Consider the following 16676-nt stretch of genomic DNA (forward strand, 5'->3'; position numbering starts at 1 on the left):
GGTCGCTGGTCCTACTGGTGTCACGAACGGCCGGTCAGCGTTGGCACGACGACCATCCGCTGATCACCGAGTGCATCGCGGCCCACCGACTGCCGATGCGTTCGCCGTCCCAGGTGGCACCCCCGCTCTCGGTTCGGTGCGCAGTTGGTCGATGTGCTGGTTGTTCTGTTTGAACGAGATCGGCGAGGCGCCTGCCGGCTTCGGCGGTGTCGACGGGCTGCCCGGCGAGGTGGGCGAGGAACGTGTTGCTGGGCGTCTCTTAGATGGCCCCGCCCGCCAAGGCGATGGAGGCGAAATAGAAAAGCTCCCAACCCTCCGAGTCGACCTCCGCCTCATCGGCCTGTGCGCGCAGCGCTAGCTCACCCCGTATTGCGCCACGGTTGGTAGCCCAGCACGCCAACCTACGGCGACCACGGGAAATGTCTCCGGGCCGATACGCATCCGGTTATCAAGCAACGTCGCGAGACGGTTGAGCTGGACCGTGTCGGGGACCAGGGCCAGCTGGGGCCGGTCGGGCGTCGTGCCTGGTATGGGCCCGGGAAAGGGGGCGAGGGTGCGGGTGTTACCCGACCCGTAGGTGACCGACGAGACCTGCGACATCGAGTTGTGGGCGGCCAACACGTTGACGCCGGTGGTCGGGTTCACCGCCGTCCGGACCGGCCGACGTTGTCGTAGGTGAAGCTTGCCGTGCCCGCCGCGTCGGCGCGGGACGACAGCCGGCGATCCTTGGTGTACGGGTAGGAGACGTTGTCCGTCGGCCGCTGATCGTCTGGGGCAGGCCCCGATCGTCGTAGGAGACGGTGTTCGTCCCGGATGGCACCGACAGCGACGTCATACGCCCGGCGTCGTCGTAGCCGAAGCTCCGCCCTGCCGTCGTGGCTACCCGTCGGACTTGACCGACGCCCAGTGGGCGCTGATCGAGGCTTTGCTGCCGGAGCCGAACACGGACGGCAGGCGGGAGAAGCAGCCGCGGCAGCACTCATCGCGGCCGCTCCGTCAGACACATCACGTCGCGGTCCAGAGTGACCGTGACGTGGTGTCACTGGCCGCGTTCCGACAGATGGGTAGCCTAGGCCGCAAATGATTGTCCGGTCGGACGGGAGGAAACGATGACTGCCACCATGCGGATCGGTGAACTCGCTGCCCGTACCGGAGCGAGCGTGCGATCCCCGCGTTACTACGAGGAGCAGGGCCTGCGCAGCCCCAGCGGTCAGCGCCGCTACGTCGAGGGCCAAGTCGAGCGGATCCGCTTGATCCAGCGGCTGTTCTCCGCCGGCCTGAGCAGTCGGACCATCCTCGACCTCCTACCCTGCGTCGAGTCCCCCAGCGAGCACACCTCCGAGGTGGCCCTGAAGCGGATGCGCCAGGAGCGGGACCGGCTCGATCGACACATTGCGGACCTCAACAAAACCCGAGCGGTGCTCACCGATCTGCTCCTGGCGAATCGGGCGCACCGTAGCGAACTCGTCACCGCATGATCTGCGTTGCGCTTGTCTCAGACCGTCGGCGCGACGATGCCGATCCAGCTCACTGTCGCCTCGTCCATGCATTCCGGAAATAGGTTTCGTAGATGGACATCGTCGCCGCGTGTCGGTCCTTCGTCGCCGTCAGCGGTCATGGCAGCTTCACCTCAGGTGCCGCTGCGGCGGGAATCCCCCAGTCGGTCGCCAGCCGCCGCATCGCCGCCCTGGAAGAGCATTTTGGGGCGCGGCTGTTCGACCGGAAATCCCGCGCGGTTCGATTGACCCCATTCGGACAGGACATGCTGCCGACGGCACGACGCCTGGTCGACCTCGCCGACACCATGACCGACGACGCCGAGCGAGCCCGTTCGCGGCCGCTGCGGGTCGCCGTGCCCGAGATCTGCCCGCCGCACCACCTCGCCGCCCTGGTGGTTGCGGCCCGACGGCAGCGAATCGACCTCGAGGTGCGGCCGGCCGGTCCGCAGGAGCGCGAACGGCTCTGCCAGACCCTCGAGGTCGGTACCGGGATCGTGGCGGTTCCGGAAGCTACGGCAGCATGGCGGGTGCCACTCGGGCTGGCCGCCCGGACCCCCTTCCCAGCGCCGACGGTGTTCCTGGAGACGCTGCGCAGCGGCCGCGCCCGCACGCAGGCACGTCGGCGGATCCTGATCCAGCCCGAGGACGACGTCGCGCACCTGCGGGACCCGCTGACCCGCGCCGGCCACTCGGCCGGCCTGGCACCGGCTCAGGTATCGGTCGCGCCGTCCCTCGTTGACGCCGCAGCAGCGGCCCTCGGCTCCCCCGACCTGCTGCTCTGCTCCCGCCAGCAGGCCGAGGACTTCGCACTGCATTGGCGCCCCCTCACCGGCCTGCGGCTCCTGCGCGGTTATGACGTCGCCGCCGGCATGCGAGAGGATGTCGAGCACCTGCGCACGGTGCTGCACGCGGACGTCGCACGATGTCTGGGTGCGGCCGCCGGGCTCCCGGGCTCGGCCGGGGATTCCACACCCGGAGACCGCCCGGCAGGAGATCCGGAATGAGCGCCAGCGCCGTCGTCCGCAACGCGCGTGAGGTGCTCGATGAGGCAGGGCTGCGCGGCGCCTTCCTCGTCCGTAACCTCGACAGCGGTCAGGAGATCGGCTTCGACGCCGACACCCCGTATCCATCGGCGTCGCTGGTCAAAGTGCCGCTGGCGGTCGCCGTTCTGGAGCGGGTCGGGCGCGGGGAACTCGACCCGGCGATGCCGGTCCACGTCGAGCCCGGCCGGATAACCACCCCCGGCCCGTCCGGGCTCTCCCGCTTCCGCCACCTTGCGCGAATCTCCGTGGACGACTTGCTCTACCTGAGCACCTCGATCAGCGACGGGATCGCCGCCGACGCCCTGTTCGACCTGGTCCCGCCGGGCGCGGTCGCCGCCGAGCTGCGGCGGCTGCGGATCGAGGGCATCGCCGTACGGCATCGGGTCGGCGATCTCGCCGACACGCCGGCGGAACGCTTCGGCCCCGACGACGTGCACCTGGCGCATTCCCTCGCCATCGGCGCGGCGACCACCGGGCAGGGCCACCCCGTCGCTCAACTCGACGTCACCCGCGCCAACGCCGGGTCTGCGCGGGCCTTCGTCGACCTGCTGCACGCCCTTTGGCGGCCCTCGACGATCCACGAGAGCACCGCCGCCCGAGTACGCGCCCTGATGGCCGACAACCTGCACCGGCAGCGACTCACCCCCGACTTCACCTCCGACGCGTCCCGCTGGTCCTCCAAGACCGGCACCCTGCTGCACCTGCGCCATGAGGTAGGGGTGGTGGATCATGCCGACGGGCAGTCGTACGCGGTCGCCGCGCTCACCGCCTCACGAGTGCCCGCCGTCGCACAGCCCGGCAGTGAGGCGACGATGGCCCAGGTCGCCCGCAGCCTGCACGACCACCTGCGCACGGGCACTTTGCCCTGGTGGAGTTAGCCCGCGCTGGTGTCCCGGGCTCGCCGCTCCCGCAGCCAGACCAGCGCCACCATGGCGATGGTGACGGCGCCGAGGATCAACAGGGACGCGTCACCGGAGTCGTTGGACCGGTCGATCGAGAAGGCCTCACCGTCCGCCATCAGCGTGTTGACGGTCGTCAACAGGACGTTGTTGGCGACGTGGAAAGCGACTGGCGCCTCGATGCCGCGGCTGATGATCGCCATCAGGCCAGTGCTGACACCGATCACGGTGTAGTAGCTGAACAGCCAGGGGTCGGCCGACCCATGAATGAGGGCGAAGTCCAGGCCGGAGACGACGAGCCCGACGGAAAGGGCCGGGCGAACCGCACGCACCCAGGACGCGGCGGCGGGCAGCACGGCACTTCGGAACATCAGTTCCTCGCCGACGGCCTGTATTGGGGTGCTCAGCACGACGATCACCAGCATGCCGATCGTCGTGCCGGTGACCGCGAAGGCGGTCCAGCCCGGGGCGTCGGGCGCGACCAGCGCCACGACACCGATCCCCGCCCCCACCAGCAACGCCGCTCGGATCAGGTAGTACCTGAGGCGGCGGGCGTCGAAGGCTCGGGGTGAGCTGATCAGGCTGCGCCATGGCACCTTGGCGATCCACACCAGGAGCAGGATCGCCAAGACGCCGGCCGCGCCGATGCTGAGGTTGACAGCCAGGAACTTCAACGGCGTGAAGGTGGCTGACAGCGGATCGTCGCTGCCCTCGATGACGCCCACGATGTTGTAGAGCACGACCTGCAGGACCACCATCACCAGCGGCGGCACGAGGATGACCACGAGCGGCTTCCACCAGCTCATGCGGAGATGGGCGCCGAAGGGCCGCGAGCTGTCGACGGCCGGCCGGGAATTCTCCGGTGCCGGGAGGCGCAAGCTTCCTCCATGAGGAGGGTTCGGGCTCTCCATGGCGTTCTTCCGCGCCGGCGGTGACGGCCGTTTCCAGGCCGGCGAGGAAAGCGGGTGTAGCCGGGCGCACGGCCGTGCCCCCTCGTGGGACGCCGTCAGCGCGTCCCACGGAACGTTCGATTGCGGTCGGTTTGCGGCGAAGCCGTCCGTGATGCGCTTCGGTCAGGCGCGGCGATAGCTCTGTCTTCTCACCCGAAGGCATCGGCCGCCGGGCGAAGAGTTTGCGCTGAGCGCCGCCGAACGGATGCCGGATCGGCATGAACCTCATGACTTCGGTCTTCGACAGGGAGTCGGTCCCCTGTCAGGGTCGAAACCTGCCGACCGGTGCTGTTCGCGGTCGGGTCTAGGGACAAGGAGTGGTGATGGTTTTTTCGGCACGACGCCTGGTAACTGCGGTGACAGCGGTCTCGGTCTCGGTAGCCTTGGCCGGCTGCGGCACCGCCGACGCTGCTGAGCAGCGCACGCAGAGCCGTCCGGTGACGGTCGCCGCGTTCATCTCCGCCGATCGGGACCGCGAGTTCCGACAGTTGGAAGAGCGGTTCGACGCGCGGCTGGGAATTTACGCGATCGACACCGGTACGGGTCGGACCGTGGGCTACCGGGCCGAGGACAGGTTCGCGTACGCCTCGACGTACAAGGCGCTAGCCGCTGCCGAGGTCCTTGACGAAACCAGGGACGCCGAGCTGGATCGTGTGGTGCGGTACTCGGCGGACGACTTGGTGACCTATTCGCCGATCACCGAGCAGCACGTCGCCGAGGGCATGACCCTTCGCGCGCTCGCCGACGCTGCCGTGCGGTACAGCGACAACACGGCCGGCAACTTGCTGCTGCGGCATCTCGGTGGACCGCAGCGGTTCGAGAAGGAGTTGCGGGAGGCTGGCGACACGGTGACCGACGCGGCGCGCTACGAGCCTGAACTCAACGAGGCGACGCCGGGTGACAGGCGGGACACCAGCACCCCACGGGGGCTGGCCGGTGACCTGCGGGCGTATGCCGTCGGGCATGCCCTTCAGCCCGCGGACCGACGTGTCCTCAACGGTTGGCTGCGGGGCAACACCACCGGCGACGCGCTAATCCGCGCCGGCGTTCCCGACGGCTGGATCGTCGGGGACAAGACCGGGGCAGCCGGGTACGGCACTCGCAACGACATCGGGGTGCTCTGGCCGCCAAATCGCGCGCCAATTGTCCTCGCGGTGCTGTCCAGCCGCGATGAGAAGGACGCCAGCTACGACGACGCCCTGATCGCCCACGCCACGGAGGTGGTGATCGCCCAGCTGTGAGCGGGCTGGTGGCCGCGCGCGGTCCGGCGATGCCGCCGACAAGTCGGGGGAGAACACCCGATCAGGCACCGTCGGATCGCCGCGCGGTCTGGAGCATCTTTCGCCGCGGTTGCGCGCGTGCATGACGCACGTCGACTTGGCCGTTGGACAGCGCCTCGGCGACGCGACGTGCCAGCTGATTCGGTCCGGACGGGACGGTGATCTCACCCGGGCACGCGACGGGAGCCCGGGAGCACTTCTCTTTGGGAGCGCTCGCGGACACCGCCACTACGGGATGGCCCATCATGCGCTTTGTCGTTTCCAGGCCGCCCCACGGAAACTGCAGGCGGTCCGCGCCTGCGCCGGGCCAGCTTCCCGCCAGCCCGGCGCACGCCGTAGATGAGGCAGTCACGTTTTCTCCGGCGGACCCTAGCTGACGAGAAGCCGAGATGGGCCCCGCCGGATGCGTCGATCACCTGGCCGGTCACCCAGCGGGCCGCCGGAGAGGCAAGGAAGGCGACCACGTCCGCGACATCCTCCGGCTTACCGACACGGCGCAGGGCCGATAGCCCGGTCACGGCCTCGTGGAGCGCCGGCTGGGCATCGAACCACGCGGCGTTGGCCTCGGTGGCGGTGGTCCCGGGCATCACCGCGTTTACCGTGATACCCCTGGCGCCCAGTTCCTGCGCCAACGTGACGCTGAACGTGTTGATTGCACCCTTCGTCATGGCGTACGCGAGCGTGTCGGGTATTGCGATCCGGCTGGCGACGGACGAGACATTGACGATCCGGCCGCCGTCCCGGAGCAGATCCACGCCACGCTGCACCACGAAGAACGGCGCCTTGACGTTGATTGCGAACAACTCGTCGAAATCGTCCTGCCGTGCGCTGGCCAGTGTCGGCGTGGCCCCGCCGATTGCCGCGTTGTTCACCAGTACGTCGATGCCGCCCGGCACGCCGCGCTCGGCCAGACCGGCCTCCAGGCCGGCCCAGAGCCGATCAGCGGCATCCGCGGCGCCGAGCGGTACGCCGACTGCGAACGCCGCGCCACCCGCCTCGGTGATCTGAGCGACGGTTTCCTCGGCGGCCGACTCGTTCGTGCCGTAGTGCACTGCGACCAGCGATCCGTCCGCGGCGAGACGCTTCGCGATCGCGCGACCGATGCCCCGGCTCGCGCCGGTGACGAGGCTGGTGGTGCCGTCCAGTGTTCTCAACGCTTCTCTCCTGCTTCTCGTATCGGGCAACTGGATCGACCATCCGGCCCCTGTCGTCCATGCCGCAACGCGCTGAGAGAAGGCACCGTCCAGTTGCCGCACTTCCTCCTGCCGGGGAGGGTTCCGCGCGTACGCTCGTTCGATGCGCTGGGACGCCGAGGAGAAGCGACACCGAATCCTCGCCGCGGCGCGGCGTGCCTTTGCTGAGAAGGGCGAGGACGTCACGGTGGCTCGGATCGCCCGCGGTGCCGGCGTGTCCGTCGCCACCGTCTACCGGCGTTTCCCCACGCGGGATCGCCTCGTCACCGACGCTTACGCCGATCAGTGGAACGATTGTGCGGCCACGCACGCCGCAGCCCTGCGCGACCCGGATCCGGCGCGTGCGCTGCGGGAGCTGATCCGTACGCTGTGCGCGTACCAGTTACAGGACAGAGGTTTCACCAGGGCTTACGTCGACGCGGTGGTCGCCGGGGACGGGCTCGACCACGAGCGGCAGGAGACCGAACTGTCATCGTCCGGCTGCTGGCGCCAGCGCAGGCGGCCGGCACCGTTCGCGCAGACTTGACCGTCGCCGACTTCCGGCTGCTGATCGCCGCCCACCACGGCGTCGTCCTGGCCGCCGGACCCGACGCCGCGGCGGATTCCCAGCGCTATCTCTCAATGATGCTGCGCTCGCTCCAACCCTGATAGCGGCCTGCTCGCCACCGGAACCCTGGGCGCAACGATCGAGCACCGCACGGTGTCCTCCTCCGTCAGCGAAACGGTCGTGGTCAGCAGCGGAAACACCTCGTCACCACGGGGCTCGTACCCCCTCGGCGTAACAGTCGGCCGTTGGCGCCGTCGAAGCCCTATCAGCCGCTGCACCATCCAGATCGGCGGGTTTCGGCGCGCCCAGTCCCGCGATGCTGAAACGGCATCAACCGCGCCGCCAGCGTCTTGGACCGCGGGGCGGGCGTGGTGAAACGCTCCGACCGAGACGTGGAGCCGCCAGTCACGTATTGCTGCTGCTCTGCGCGTGGGTGGAGGAGACCTGGATGCGCAAACGTAACCGAAATGTCCGTACCAATGCCGTATCACTGCTTGTCTGTGGCCTCTTGGCCGGCGTGGTGGTCGCGGCGGGGGCCTTTCCCGCCGTGGCGATGTCCGGTCTTATGGCGAAGGCCGGCGCGGATGCCTTCGGCGAGTTGCCGAGCGAGTTGAGAACGGCCCCCGTGCCGCAGATCACCTACCTCCTCGCCGCCGACGCCAAGACCCCGCTGGCGACCATGTACGACGAGAATCGTCGGGACGTGAAGCTGGCCGACATTGCGCCAGTGATGCCCAAGGCGATCATCGCCGCCGAGGATCACGACTTCTACCGGCACAACGGCGTGGATCTCAATGGCGTCGTCCGAGCGTTCGTCAACAACCAGTCCGGCGCCACGGCACAGCAGGGCGCCTCGACGTTGACCATGCAGTACGTGCGGCTGGCAATCGCCTACTCGGCGGCGCACCCGGCCGATGTGGTCGCCGCGACGGAGGACACCACTGCCCGCAAGTTGCGCGAGATGCGCTACGCGATCCAGGTGGAGAAGGACGTCTCGAAGGACGAAATCCTGGAGCGTTATCTGAACGTGGCCTCGTTCGGCAACGGCGCGTACGGCATCTACGCCGCCAGTCAGGTCTACTTCGGCAAACCGCCGAGCAAGCTCACAATCGAGGAAGCGGCGCTGCTCGCTGGGATGGTCAAGGCGCCAACCACCAACGACCCGACCACCCGCAACGGCCGTCCGCTGGCGCTGGACCGACGCAACTACGTGATCGACAACATGGTCGAGACCGGTGCGGTCACGCAGCCGCAGGCCACCGCTGCCAAGGCGGCCCCGATGGCGGTCAAGGTCAAGCGCACCCCGAACGGCTGCGTATCCACCAATGAGAAGCGCTGGGGCTTCTTCTGTGACTACCTCTACCGCTGGTGGATGCAGCAGGAGGCGTTCGGCTCGACCTCGTACGACCGAGAACGCCGGCTCAAGAGCGGCGGTTACACCATCGTCACGACCCTGGACGCCCAGGCCCAGCTAGGCGCGGACAGGGCGGTACGCAAGGCCAAGCGCGAGACCGCCAAGGAGGCCGCCATGGTCGCCGTGGTCGAACCCGGCACCGGCCGCGTCCGGGCGCTCGCCGTGAACCGCACCTTCAAAATCGACGACCCGAGGAACCCGACAAACGGGCCCCACAGCGACCCGAAGCAGCGGACGAAACACAGGCTGGGCAACTATCCCAGCACCGTCAATCCGCTGCTCACCGGCGGCGGTGGCCTCACCGGCTACCAGGGCGGCTCAACCTTCAAGATTTTCACCATCATCGCGGCCCTGGAGAAGGGCATCCCACTCAGCCACACCATCGACGCACCGCAACGGTTCAGGTCGGAGTACGTCATCGACCGCGCCAGTCCCACCGCGTGTCCCGGCACCGACCTCTACTGCCCTATGAACGCCGACAAGAAGGCAGGTGGCGAGCTGAACATGTGGAGCGCGTTCGCCCGGTCGACGAACACCTACTTCGTCCCGCTGCAGCAGGAGATCGGCGCGGAGAACGTCGTCGACGTGGCCAAGCGGCTCGGCGTCCAGTTCCGAGTCACCAGAGAAAAGCAGTGGGCCGACGACAAGGAGGCCGCCCACGACTGGGGTGCGTTCACCCTGGGCGTCTCCTCCACGACCCCGCTGGATCTCGCCAACGCATACGCGACACTGGCCGCCGACGGCACGTACTGCGCACCGACGCCGGTGCAGGAAATCCGCAGTCCGGACGGCACGTCGATGCCCGTCGCCAAGCCGCACTGCGAGAAGCGCGTCAGCACCGGGGTGGCCCGCGCCGCCGTCGATGCCGCCCGCTGCCCGGTCGGCGACGACTCCGCCACCAGCAAGTGCGGCGGCAGCCGTACGGTTCCGCAGGTGAAGGCCGCCGTGAACGCTCCGGTCGCCGGCAAGTCCGGCACCACCGACCTGGAAAACTACGCATCCATGGTGGCGATGACCAAGCAGTACGCCGTGGCCGGCATCTTGACCGACCCGGACTGGCCGCAGACCAACGTCAAGATGAAGCACAACCAGCGCGACGGCATCAACCCACCGGTTTACGAGACCTTGAGCGCGGCGATGCGCGGCAAGCCGCGCATCAATTTCGCCGCCGCGCCAAAGGAATTTATTCGATGAACCGCAATTCAGCAGCACGGTGTTGGTGAATAAGACGGCACGGGCCGGCGGTTTCGGCGTGCCGAAGAGCTGACGCAAACCTCGACACCCTCGCCGACCCCCGCCGCTCCCCCACAGGGCGACCACCATTCGTGGCCAGGACCTGCCGTAAGTGCCCCTGGTTCCCGGGCTCGCCACCACGTCGATGGCGACGTACTACGCCCAGCGGGCGACCGCGGGACTGATCATCACCGAGGGCGTCCACCCCAGCCTGGTCGGGCAGTCGAACCCGCTCACGCCGGGGCTCTACACCCCGGCGCAGGTCGACTCCTGGCGGCAGGTCACCTCCGCCGTGCACACCGTCGGGGGCCGGATCTTCGCGCAGATCATGCACGGGGGACGGATCAGTCATCCGGGCACGACCGGACGCCAGCCGGTCGCGCCCTCCGCAGTCGCTCCACGCGGGGTACACGTGTTCACCCCCACCGGGCCACAACTGGCGTCCACACCACGGGCGCGCTGTCCACCGATGAGGTGGCGGGCGAGGTGGAGTCGTTCGCGGCAGCAGCGCGAGGCGCGATCGCGGGTGGACCTGCCGCTGGCGATCGCCGACGAGGCGACCTACTACACCGGCGGCGACGACGGCTATCTCACCTGTCCGCCGTACGCCCAACCACGCGCGACCGCCGCCACGCCTACCGACTGACGCGACCCGCACCGAAGCGTTCAGACGGAGCAGGTGGGCATCTTCTCCGGCAGTGTGAGGTCGATGAGGTAGTCCGCGGCGATGGTGTCGACGCACTCGTTCTTACCACCGGAGACGATGGTGTGGCCCTCGCCGTTGACGGTCAACAGGTCGCTTCCGAGGGTTTCGGCGAGCTTCACGCCACCTTGGTGCGGGGTGGTGGGGTCGCCGGTGATCGAGATGACCAGCGTGTCCGGCAGGCCCTTGACGTTCTGCGCGTACGGGATGCCGAGCGTCGGCGGGGCGCGCCAGGCTTCGCATCCGTCACGGGCACCCTGCGCGGGGTCTCCGCCGGGGTTCATGAAGGGTGCGACCTCATAGGTCTTCGTACGCAGCCGGGCAGCGTCCGCCGGGCTCAGGCGTTGCTCGTCCATGCAGTTGATCGCGAACGCCGCCTCGGTGAAGTTGCCGTTGATCGCGGCGTCGGGCTCACCGCCCTCGAGGTCGTACGTGAGTTTCAGCAGAGTGTCGCCGTGCCCCTGCCGTACCTCTGCGAGGCCCCTGACGATGGTGGGCCACTTGTCCGGGCTGTACAGGCCCGCCATCACTCCACCCAGCGCGGTGTCGAAGTCGAGCTTCTGGTCGAGCGCGGGCACCGGCTTGTCCCGTAGCGGCTGGACGATCTTCTGGAAGTTCGAGGTCCACGCCTTCGGGTCGGTCCCCAACGGGCAATCAGCCGTCTTCGCACACGCGGCGGCCATCGCGTTGAAGGCACGCTGGAAACCCGCGTACGCCGAAAGCCGACGATCGACCGTGCCCAGACTCGGGTCGAACGCGCCGTCAAGCACCATCGCCCGTACCCGCTGCGGGAACTGCTCCGCATACACCGCTCCCAGCCGGGTGCCGTAGCTCTGGCCCAGGTACGTCAGCTTCTCCTCACCGAGCGCCGAGCGCAGCACGTCCATGTCCCGCGCGGTCGTACGCGTACCCATCTGCCTGAGAGCCTCCTCGCCACCCGAACCCTGGGCGCAACGCTCGAGCACCGCGCGGGTGTCCTCCTCCGTCAGCGAAGCGGTCATGGTCAGCAGCGGAAACACCTCGTCACCACGGCTCGTGCCGCCCTCGGTGTAGCAGTCGGCAGCGGGCTTCGTCGCGCCGACGCCGCGGGGGTCGAAGCCGACCACGTCGAACCGTTCGGTGATGCGGCTCTTCGTCATCGAAACTGCGCCGACGCCCAAGGCTCCGAGGATCCCGGAGCCGCCCGGTCCGCCGGGGTTGAACAGGAGCGAGCCCTGCGACTCACCCCGGGCGGGGAAGCGCAGGACCGCGACGGTGGTGGCGGTGCCCTCAGGGTCGTCGTAGTTCAGCGGCACACTCAGCCACGCGCACTGCGCCTGCGCCGGGGCCTTTTCGAAGATTTCCCTTTCGCGCTTGCTGGTGGCGAAGTCAGCGCAACCCTTCCACGCCAGCTTCTGGGTGTAGTACCGCTGCAGCGCGGCATTGGACGCGCTCTCGCCCGGATCGGGATCGCCGCCAGGCGTACACGCCACAACCGACACCCCGCAGACCATCAGGGCGACAAAGGCGAGACCGAGTCTCCGCAGAATCGGGCGGCCGGTGCCGGGCAGGTACGTACTACTCATGCTGTGGACTCCTTCATCGTGCTGCTTTCCAGCCGAGACGTATTGATCGCACTGAGGGGTCACGACCAGCGATGGCTCTGCGTTCCCGCTGCCGTCGCAGGCTCACCGGCTGGGGTCGCTTGCCGCACTTCTTCCGAACACTGTCGATCGCGATCCGGTGGTGCCTAGCGGAAGATCGGCGCGTACGCGACACCCAGCGCCGACCCCAACCGTTGCGCACCGTCGAAGGACAGCAGCCCGGCGGCCTGGACGTTCTCGATAGAGACGGCCTTCGCCTGCCTGAGCGCGGCCCGGATCGCAGCCAAGGCCCGCGCCCTGATCGCGGTCGTCGCGTATCGGCTCAATGCCCCGAAGCCTTCATACCTCCATGACACCAGCCGCCGCTGCCGCTCCGTAGTGGCGCTGTGTCACGCGACCGCATGACGTGGCGTCACTGTTCGCGGCACGGGGCGGCGCGGACACTGGTTGGTCACCTTGAGACTGCGATTCACCGGGTCGACACACCGGCGAGCGCTAGTTCGACCCAAAGATGCAGAACTATCCTTTTCACCCCTGAGAGCGCATCGCGTGACCCAGAACCCTCGCGGCACGGTCGGACGCGTCTGCCGCATGACCTGGAAGGCTTCGACTTATGCCCTGGTGGACTCGTGAATCGTCACGGCAAGGGCTGTCCGTGCCGGCGGTCGCCCTCTGCCTCCTTGTCCCGGGTGACCTGCTGGTGAAATGGCTGGCCGCCTGGGACCTCTACGCCGCGGTGTATCTCGTGCTCACCTGGTTCGCCTTTCGTGGCCGCACGCCGGAGGAGTCACGGACAATCGTTCTCGCGCGACGCCGTTCCAGCATGGCCGATCGCCTGCTGGTCACCGCGCCGGAGCAGCTCTCCCAAGCCGCCGCGACCACCGCCCTGGTCGCCACCGTCGTCTTGATGCCCCAGGCGCGGCAGTTCGGTGCGCCGTTACCGGTAGTACTCGCCGTCTGCGGTGCTGCGGTACTCACCTGCTGGCTGGTGCTGCAGACCGGGTTCGGCATGAGCTACCTGCGGATGTTCGCCGAGAAAGGCGGCTTGGCCTTCCCTGGCGACGACGAGCCGAACGCCATCGACTTCCTGTACTTCTCAGCTGCGGTCGGCACCACCTTCGGCGCGACTGACGTCACCGTCACCCAAAGCCGGGTGCGACGCCAAGTCCTCGTGCACGGACTGTTGGCCTTCCTGTTCAACACGTTGGTGCTCGCCGTCGCCATCACGCTCCTGAGTTCGTACATCGCGCAGCCGTGAACGTCGCGTCTTGCCGACGTGCGGCGTCACCACCTCGATCGCGCCGCCCACGACGCTGGCCAATAGCACAAGCGGGCCGGCTCGATATACACCCATAGAGCTCGGTTCAGGCGGTGGTGTTGTCGTACGCGGCGCGGTGGGCCAAGACATCGTTCATGTTCGTCTGGGCCCAGATTTTCAGGCCGCGCATCATTCGGTGCAGGGAAAGACCCAGTTCGGTCAGCTCATAGGAGACGGTGACCGGCACGGTAGGCGTCACGGTACGGCTGATCAGACCGTCGCGCTCGAGGGAACGCAGCGTCTGCGTGAGCATTTTCTGACTGACACCGGCCAGCAGGCGGGACAGCTCGGAGTAGCGCATTGGTCGAGGTTCACCGGCACAGTCGGGGCCGCTACCCAGCGCGGCCAGAATCAGCGCGACCCACTTCCCGGAGACCCGCTCAAGCAGTTTGTGACTGGGACATACTGCCAGGAAGGCGTCATAATCCGCCTTGCTCTGGGCCCTCATCTGCCCCGCGGTCGTCGTTGCCACCTACCGTCCTCCAACCTCTGGGTGAGTAACGCACTTCGAGGTGCCTACTTCCTTCAGGGAAGTTACCCACTCAAAGTGGAGCAGGCAATCGCCAGGCACCAGAGCTGCATGGCCCCAATCGAAAGCCAGAGGTACGAGCATGTCGTCCATCTCCCTTCCCGGCGGCACCTGGACGCTGGGGGACCTGACGGTCACCCGGTTCGGCTACGGCGCCATGCAACTCGCCGGCCCGTGGGTCATGGGGCCACCGGCCGACCACGACGGCGCTCTCGCTGTCCTGCGCGAAGCCGTCGAGCTCGGCATCACCCACATCGACACCGCAGACGCTTACGGGCCGCGCGTCACCAACCAGCTGATCCGGGAAGCGCTGCACCCCTACCCCGCGTCGCTGCACATCGTGACCAAGGTTGGCGCAACCCGCGATCAACAGGGCGGCTGGCCCCCGGCGCGGGACCCGCAAAGCCTGCGCCGGGCCGTCCACGAGAACCTCGAGACCCTCGGCCTCGAGACGCTCGACCTGGTCAATCTCCGGCTGGGCAACGCTGAGGGGCCCCAGCCCGGCTCGCTCACCGAGGCCTTCCAGACGCTCGTCGAACTCCAGCAGCAGGGCCTGATCCGGCACCTCGGTGTCAGCAACGCGACGACCGGACAGGTCACGCAGGCGCAGGCGATCGCACCGATCGTCTGCGTGCAGAACATGTACAACCTCGCCTTCCGCCACGACGACGAGCTGATCGACACACTCGCCGGCCAAGGCATCGCCTACGTGCCCTTCTTCCCACTCGGCGGCTTCAGCCCGCTGCAGTCCACGGCGCTGGACAAGGTGGCCGCTCGGCTGGGAACGACACCGATGTCCGTTGCCCTGGCGTGGTTGCTGCAGCGCTCACCGAACATTCTGCTGATCCCCGGCACCTCCTCCACAGCACACCTGCGCGAGAACATCGCCGGCGCGGGACTCACGCTCAGCGACGACGACCTGGCTGAGCTGGACAAGATCGGCCACTAACGGAACAACCGCAGATCTCCTTGATTCCGGCATGCCCACCATTCCAAGCCGACAGCCATGACGACCGACCACCTGTCCACGAGCTGGTGACAGCCAGACCGCGACAGCGGCGAGCACGATCAACACCACGTTGAGGCCGATGAGCCGTGATTCGTCGCGCGGGACAGGCGCAGACCGGTCGCCACAACCTGCAGAACCACCAATCCGGCAGCCGTCACGGTGACGAGCACCGACGCGACCCCGGTCGCCGGCGGCGGCAGGGCGAAGCCTGGCCGGGCGCACGGCGAGTGCTATGCAGGGGTGTCGTCTTGCCGGGCCGGCCCGAAGAGAGTCATGACGAGCGCCACGGTGCTGAAGAAGCCAGATCCCAGGGCCAGCAGGAGCGAGGGCACGAAGGCAGATGGCGGTGGCACCCAGCCACCAAGCACCCAGGGCAGCGTGACGAGGACGACGACCGCTGCGGTGGTGATGACTTCGTTGACAACGAACGCGGTCGATATAGCTGAGCCGCCGCGAGCGACTGTGCGGTAGGTCGTGTCGGCGGTTGAGGCAACCAGCAGGACCGAGAGCGCAATGAAGGTAAGCGCACCCCAGATCGGCTCCAGGCCGGCGAGTGTGAGGGACACGATGAGCGGCACGGCCGAGACCAAGAAGACCCACCGCACTCCCGAGCGCATGTAGCGGTCGGCCGCAGCTGCACCCCGGCGAGTCTTGTGCAGGTCGGAGTCGAGATAGAAGAAGACCCCAACGAGGAATGTGCCGATTAGAGTACCAGCAACTTCCGCCAAAGCCACAAAAAACTCGTTGCTAATTTCTCGCATCGCGACCGACTCCGCTTCAGCATCGAAGATGTCCCGACAGCGCTCTCTCGGTCACCATACGGGCCGACCGAGGAGGACGTGTGCGTATTCGCGGTCTTGGCATTTGGAGGTATCAAAGCCACGCGTTCAGGCGCGAGTTATCCGACGCACGGAAGAAATCGTGAGCACCGAACTCTCGCTCTCGTCGGGAAAGTACAGGGTTCTGCGTCGACTCGGACCGCGCTCTCAGCCCGAGCTCCGCCCCCAATTCCCGCCATTCGTGATCGTGCTCGACCATGCCGTTTGTTTGTGGCCGTCAGGGGCAGGTCTTCTGAATGGTGACACCGAGCTGGGTGCGGGTGTCATACCAGGGCCGGGACTTGTAGCAGGAGCCGTTGTCGGTCAGGACGCGGCGGACGGTGATGCCGGATGAGCTGAACCAGGCGTGGCCGCGTTGCCAGAACGCGGCAGCGGTGTCTTGACGTTCGTCGGAAAGGACTTCGGTGTAGGCCAGCCGTGAGTGGTCGTCGATCGCGGTGCGTAGGTAGGCGTAGCCGAGCCGGGCGCCGCCCCAAGCGTCGGTGCGGTGACCTGCGGTGGCCGTGTGGTTGACTTTCCCGCGAGCTCGGCCTTGGGTGCGCCAGCAGGGTAACGCCCGCGCGGCGCAGAATCGCGTGGCAGGTTGAGGCGGGCAGATCCAGGCATCCGCCGATCCGTGCGGGCCCCCAACGCCGGC

General features: G+C 67.8%; 16 protein-coding genes and 2 pseudogenes. 11 read left to right on the forward strand and 7 right to left on the reverse strand.

What is annotated here, in order from left to right; all coding sequences use genetic code 11:
* Positions 1–880: 880 nt before the first annotated feature.
* The 4 genes and pseudogenes from ACLJN9_RS19080 to ACLJN9_RS19095 form a co-directional block, all read left to right on the forward strand.
* Positions 881–976: pseudogene (locus ACLJN9_RS19080) on the forward strand (transposase); the annotation flags it as partial.
* Between the two features lie 133 nt (positions 977–1109).
* The gene (locus tag ACLJN9_RS19085; protein WP_410812777.1) at positions 1110–1478 is read left to right on the forward strand and encodes a MerR family transcriptional regulator; all 369 of its coding nucleotides are present in this window, start codon (positions 1110–1112) and stop codon (positions 1476–1478) included.
* Positions 1479–1570: 92 nt separating this feature from the next.
* Positions 1571–2503: a LysR family transcriptional regulator gene (locus tag ACLJN9_RS19090; protein ID WP_410812778.1), complete on the forward strand. Its 933-nt coding sequence runs from the start codon at positions 1571–1573 to the stop codon at positions 2501–2503.
* Positions 2500–3420: a serine hydrolase gene (locus ACLJN9_RS19095; RefSeq protein ID WP_410812779.1), complete on the forward strand. Its 921-nt coding sequence runs from the start codon at positions 2500–2502 to the stop codon at positions 3418–3420. Before ACLJN9_RS19090 ends, ACLJN9_RS19095 begins: the two co-directional genes overlap by 4 nt.
* Here ACLJN9_RS19095 and ACLJN9_RS19100 read toward each other — a convergent pair.
* Positions 3417–4247 (reverse strand): CPBP family intramembrane glutamic endopeptidase, encoded by an 831-nt coding sequence (locus ACLJN9_RS19100; RefSeq protein WP_410812780.1) that lies wholly within the window; start codon positions 4245–4247, stop codon positions 3417–3419. The genes ACLJN9_RS19095 and ACLJN9_RS19100 overlap by 4 nt on opposite strands.
* Before the next feature lie 464 nt (positions 4248–4711).
* Here ACLJN9_RS19100 and bla point away from each other — a divergent pair, with 464 nt between their 5' ends.
* Positions 4712–5632, forward strand: coding sequence for a class A beta-lactamase (gene bla, locus ACLJN9_RS19105; protein WP_410812781.1), 921 nt, complete (start codon positions 4712–4714; stop codon positions 5630–5632).
* A gap of 203 nt (positions 5633–5835) precedes the next feature.
* On the opposite strand, the gene ACLJN9_RS19110 is transcribed toward bla, so the two are convergent.
* Positions 5836–6825: an SDR family oxidoreductase gene (locus ACLJN9_RS19110; protein WP_410812782.1), complete on the reverse strand. Its 990-nt coding sequence runs from the start codon at positions 6823–6825 to the stop codon at positions 5836–5838.
* A 142-nt stretch (positions 6826–6967) separates the two neighbouring features.
* On the opposite strand from ACLJN9_RS19110, the gene ACLJN9_RS19115 reads away from it, so the two are divergent.
* From ACLJN9_RS19115 to ACLJN9_RS19130, 4 genes and pseudogenes are all read left to right on the forward strand, one after another.
* Positions 6968–7390 (forward strand): TetR/AcrR family transcriptional regulator, encoded by a 423-nt coding sequence (locus ACLJN9_RS19115; protein WP_410812783.1) that lies wholly within the window; start codon positions 6968–6970, stop codon positions 7388–7390.
* Positions 7387–7512, forward strand: a complete 126-nt coding sequence (locus ACLJN9_RS19120; RefSeq protein ID WP_410812784.1) for a hypothetical protein — start codon at positions 7387–7389, stop codon at positions 7510–7512. Before ACLJN9_RS19115 ends, ACLJN9_RS19120 begins: the two co-directional genes overlap by 4 nt.
* A gap of 347 nt (positions 7513–7859) precedes the next feature.
* Positions 7860–9989, forward strand: a pseudogene (locus ACLJN9_RS19125) (transglycosylase domain-containing protein); the annotation flags it as partial.
* Positions 9990–10170: 181 nt separating this feature from the next.
* The gene (locus ACLJN9_RS19130; protein ID WP_410812785.1) at positions 10171–10704 is read left to right on the forward strand and encodes a hypothetical protein; all 534 of its coding nucleotides are present in this window, start codon (positions 10171–10173) and stop codon (positions 10702–10704) included.
* Between the two features lie 20 nt (positions 10705–10724).
* On the opposite strand, the gene ACLJN9_RS19135 is transcribed toward ACLJN9_RS19130, so the two are convergent.
* Both ACLJN9_RS19135 and ACLJN9_RS19140 read right to left on the reverse strand, forming a co-directional pair.
* A complete protein-coding gene (locus ACLJN9_RS19135) occupies positions 10725–12326 on the reverse strand; it encodes an alpha/beta hydrolase (RefSeq protein WP_410812786.1) in 1602 nt (533 codons plus the stop codon).
* 164 nt (positions 12327–12490) lie between these two features.
* Positions 12491–12631: a hypothetical protein gene (locus ACLJN9_RS19140; RefSeq protein WP_410812787.1), complete on the reverse strand. Its 141-nt coding sequence runs from the start codon at positions 12629–12631 to the stop codon at positions 12491–12493.
* Positions 12632–12999: 368 nt separating this feature from the next.
* On the opposite strand from ACLJN9_RS19140, the gene ACLJN9_RS19145 reads away from it, so the two are divergent.
* Complete coding sequence (locus tag ACLJN9_RS19145; protein WP_410812788.1) at positions 13000–13602, forward strand: DUF1345 domain-containing protein; 603 nt, start codon at positions 13000–13002, stop codon at positions 13600–13602.
* A gap of 106 nt (positions 13603–13708) precedes the next feature.
* Here the strand turns inward: ACLJN9_RS19145 and ACLJN9_RS19150 are convergent, their stop codons facing one another.
* Complete coding sequence (locus tag ACLJN9_RS19150) at positions 13709–14134, reverse strand: winged helix-turn-helix transcriptional regulator (RefSeq protein WP_410812789.1); 426 nt, start codon at positions 14132–14134, stop codon at positions 13709–13711.
* A 139-nt stretch (positions 14135–14273) separates the two neighbouring features.
* On the opposite strand from ACLJN9_RS19150, the gene ACLJN9_RS19155 reads away from it, so the two are divergent.
* Positions 14274–15140: an aldo/keto reductase family oxidoreductase gene (locus tag ACLJN9_RS19155; protein ID WP_410812790.1), complete on the forward strand. Its 867-nt coding sequence runs from the start codon at positions 14274–14276 to the stop codon at positions 15138–15140.
* Positions 15141–15430: 290 nt separating this feature from the next.
* On the opposite strand, the gene ACLJN9_RS19160 is transcribed toward ACLJN9_RS19155, so the two are convergent.
* Both ACLJN9_RS19160 and ACLJN9_RS19165 read right to left on the reverse strand, forming a co-directional pair.
* Positions 15431–15961, reverse strand: a complete 531-nt coding sequence (locus ACLJN9_RS19160; protein WP_410812791.1) for a hypothetical protein — start codon at positions 15959–15961, stop codon at positions 15431–15433.
* Positions 15962–16256: 295 nt separating this feature from the next.
* Entirely contained in the window at positions 16257–16637 is a 381-nt protein-coding gene (locus tag ACLJN9_RS19165; RefSeq protein WP_410812907.1) for a DDE-type integrase/transposase/recombinase, read from the reverse strand.
* Positions 16638–16676: the final 39 nt, after the last annotated feature.

The sequence above is a fragment of the Micromonospora sp. 067-2 genome, from assembly GCF_046549295.1.
Classification (GTDB): domain Bacteria; phylum Actinomycetota; class Actinomycetes; order Mycobacteriales; family Micromonosporaceae; genus Micromonospora.